Source organism: Gracilimonas sp. (assembly GCF_035704785.1).
Lineage (GTDB): Bacteria > Bacteroidota > Rhodothermia > Balneolales > Balneolaceae > Gracilimonas.
The window spans coordinates 1-3,917 of the sequence record NZ_DASSWP010000035.1; the positions used below are offsets into that span (position 1 = coordinate 1).

At 42.5% G+C, this 3,917-nt stretch carries 3 protein-coding genes; 1 reads left to right on the forward strand and 2 read right to left on the reverse strand.

Features of this window, described 5'->3' with window-relative positions:
- Positions 1-759, reverse strand: a 759-nt coding sequence (locus VFM80_RS02105; protein ID WP_395069066.1) for a carbohydrate binding family 9 domain-containing protein, incomplete at its 3' end; no start/stop codon positions are given.
- Between the two features lie 184 nt (positions 760-943).
- Entirely contained in the window at positions 944-3,535 is a 2,592-nt protein-coding gene (locus VFM80_RS02110) for a M14 metallopeptidase family protein (protein ID WP_395069068.1), read from the reverse strand.
- Between the two features lie 113 nt (positions 3,536-3,648).
- Here VFM80_RS02110 and VFM80_RS02115 point away from each other — a divergent pair.
- Positions 3,649-3,917 (forward strand): hypothetical protein (locus tag VFM80_RS02115; protein WP_395069070.1); only part of this gene is annotated, 269 nt, incomplete at its 3' end.

The following is a 3,917-nucleotide window of genomic DNA, read 5'->3' on the forward strand; positions in this document are numbered from 1 at the left end:
TTGCTGCTGATATCCAGTCAATATATAGGGTGTAAAATAAATTGGTCTTCGGGCATCTACATTGATAAGTCTGATATCTGCTGCTTGAGATGGCTTTATTTCTCCCCTATCCCAGTTTGGGGGAATTGCAGGATACGTGTGTCTTTCGTTATGATGAGCTAACCATCTGTAAACGATCAAACCCATTTCAGCCGTTCCTTCATTACTTTGGAATCCAATACTTGAAAATGGAATTCTTATCTCCGCATACCATCCTTTTTCGTCTTGGCTGGTTGCCACGTCCCAAAATGTATTCCAGCTACTATTCACCGCACTGGAGCCTGCTATGTCGTTGGCATCATTGGATATGGATTGATCAAATCTCACACCGGCGGGGGTTGTAAAAAAGCGAAGGGCATTTTGATTATCGTTAAACGGATCAAGTATTACAGCAAATACATCGTCACCGGAATAGCGATCCCGATATAAACTGTTCGCTGCAATGGTTGTAACGTCTTCCGTAAACATCCTTCCGGCTACGTAGAAATATTCATCGTCATAAGCTACCATTATTTCGGTTCGCTCACTCAATCCCCCTTCAAAAACCGGTTCATATTGAGTCATTGGATAAGGTGAAATTTCCAGCCAAGCCTTTTCTGCTAACACTCCATCTAATGTAATTTCTTCGGAGAGTCGATAGATATCTTGAATTGATTGTGAATAGCATTCTTTCCCATAAGCTGTCACACACATTATTAATACAAGTGCAATATTGCGCATTAATTCCCTGCCATTTGTTTAAGACTGTATAGTTTTAATAAAGACAGTTCCCAAATCCGATTCCCTTAAGACAAATTTATGCTAAGGCGTCTGAATCGAATCTTTCATTTATTTTTTAGCATAAAAAAAACCGGTTGAGATTAACTCCACCGGTTTTTTAATTGATATAAATAAGAACTTTTAATTAAAATCCCGGTAACAACATAACAGCATTTTGCACCATGCGGCTTGGGCCTACCCAGAACATGCGGTATTGGGTGTTATCCAACAGAAACACCACTTTACCGCTGCCCATATTTTGAACTGCTGCAAATGCCATTCCTTTGGCTTTTTCTTTATTTTCTTCTGAAGCATATCCGGAAGCCATCACTTCTCCTTCTTTCACATAGTATCCTACGGTTTGGAGGGAGTTGTTGGGCACGATCCCGTCATCGCCGAACTTTAGCGAGTAGAGTTGCTCAGGCATACCAAAAGCCAATGGATTTGTATTGTCAATAATACCTTTAAATGCAGAACCTGGGATCCGTTCCAGTCCAAATACATCTTCACGGTCTGAATATTTAGTGTAGGCTTTGTCTTCTATTTCGGTGCTGTCAGCCTCTTCTTCCTCAAACAGTTCAACATCGGTAAATCCTGACTGATCTGCTGTCAGCCATGCTCCGCTGCCTTCTGTACCGATCAACACTCCGCCGTTGCGAACCCACGATTTAAGATCTTCGATCTGAGATTCATTCCAAACGCCATTCAATCCACCCCAGGCTCCGGGCATGAGGATCACATCGTATTCAGCAAGATCGATCCCATTGACGCTGCCTGACCGTATTCGATCAATACCAAATTCTGTCCACTGATCAAATAAGAACCAAAGCTGTCCTGCTGTGTATGAACTGAACGGAGAATCGACCATCAGTGCAACCTTAGGTTCTTTAACGGGCTCACTATCGCTTGAGGCCAAGTCCATTCCCTCATCCATACGGCCGGTATCAAATCCTTCAACCACTACATCCACATCTTCTACAAGTTGTCTCATATCGGCTTGAATACGTGATCTTTTTTCATAATTCCGACCCACTAATACGATCAAACTTCCTTCCGAATAGGTGGTACCGTTATAGGTAAAAGTTCTTCCCGCACTTCGGACGTTATATCCCATATCCCAGAGTTTAGCCAATGCTTTGGGAGCATGTCGTTGCTTCCAGTCGATCACATACGCATACTGTGCTCCACCGTTTTCAAGCATAGACGGATAACTGAGTTCTTCCGTCACCGGTTCAGAGGATACGCCGACACTATTTGTGGTCCATGCTGCATCTAAGTTGTAAGCTAACGGAATAGACCATGTAGCCATATCATACATTACCGAATCTTCTATCTGCATTTGATTGCGGAATAAAGTATTGATGAAAAGATGCTTGGGCTGATCGGTTTTAATGATAAAGTCACCCGCTTCAAAACTTTGATTTGAGGAACTAGCATCCCAATAGCTGTACGAATTTCGCTGATTGAAATCCTCTGTGGCACGCTCTATCCTCACATTATGCTTCATCAGCATATTGATCACCTGATAGGTGTAATCATTTTCATTGTTCTTCAGGATGTAAGCTTGGGTATTTCCTCGTTGTGTGGATTGTGAAACCGAGTTCTTGAAATAATTCAGCAAGCCTTCCTTATTCTCAACAGCGGTTTTAACAATAGAAACTCCATTCGTGTAATGATCAAATACACGCTGACGCAGAGTTAGGATATAATCGTCATCAGTTTCAACAGCCCGTCCACCACGACTGTGACCGCCCTGCTCGGCAAGCATCCCGATTCCGCCCATCACGCTTGGATAGGAAGAGCCATATCCTGGATAAAAGAAATCGAAAGATTCTCGAGTAGCATAATTTACGTTCGCTTTGTCAAACTCTTCGATCAAACCACGGCCAAAAACATCTGCCCATCGGTCATACTCATCCGGTAATTCCAGGTTTCTGGGTGTGGTACCAGGCATGACAAAATAGTTGTTGTTGAAGCCCTGCTCGTGGAAATCCATGTGAGCCTGAGGCATCCACTGCTGATATGCAGCAATTCGTCCCTGAGATTCAGGATGTACAAGCCACACCCAGTCACGGTTCAGATCAAACCAATAGTGATTGGTACGTCCACCGGGCCAGATCTCATCGTGCTCTAAGTCATTGGCATCAGTATTCAGGATGTTGGCTCTTGAAGACTTATACCAATACACGTAACGATCGCGGCCATCCGGGTTCATCATAGGGTCGATGATAACCACTGAATTTTCCAGCCAATTTTGGGTTTCGGAATCTGCTCCGGCAACCAATCGGTAAGCCGTTTGCATGGCCGCCTCACTGCTTGAAGCCTCATTTCCGTGTACGTTATAACTCATCCAAACTACGACCGGCTTGTCATCAATTGAAGTTGATTCCGGATTGTTGGCAAGTTCCACATTCGCATCCCGAATGGATTCTATATTATCCATGTTTTCTTCTGAAGTGATCACCGCATAATAGAGGCCACGCCCTTCGTAAGTGGTGGCATATTTGTGAAAAGATATCCTATCAGATTCTTCGGCAAGATTTTTAAAATAATCCATTACCTGATAATGAAACGTGTATTCCTCTCCGAGTTCATAACCCAGGTATTCGGCCGGTGAGGTTATTCCGGAATCATAATTCAAATTAGGGTGAAATTGAAAACGCTCAAAGGCATCCTGCTGAGCAAAGGCAAGGGTTGGTGCCAGTAAAAAAGTGAGAATAGTAGCTGTATACTTCATATTGAAAGGTATTTATTTATGCTATATATGTAAGAAATTGGAGCTTTAAAATAACGGTATTTCATTAACAATAAAGTACTTTGCATTTTGCAGATTTATATCAATTTTGAAATATGAAAAAAGTTCTGAAAGTATCCGCCATTGTTTTGGCTTCCCTACTCTTGATCGCATTGGTAGCTACATTTATTCTCCCCATTTTTTTGGAACAACCACTGAAAAAAGCCCTGGTGGAAGAATTTGACAAGCAAACAAAACAGAATTATGAACTAGGATTTGATGAACTGGATATCAGCTTGTTCAGCCGATCTATTTCTGTTGACTCCATCTTCGTTAAGCCCGACAGCACCTCACCCCATGTTCAACAGATAACAGCAACCTCCAT

Coding starts and splice junctions, on each gene's coding strand:
- VFM80_RS02110 (WP_395069068.1), bottom strand. CDS start 3,535: ATGAAGTATACAGCTACTATTCTCACTTTTTTACTGGCACCAACCCTT.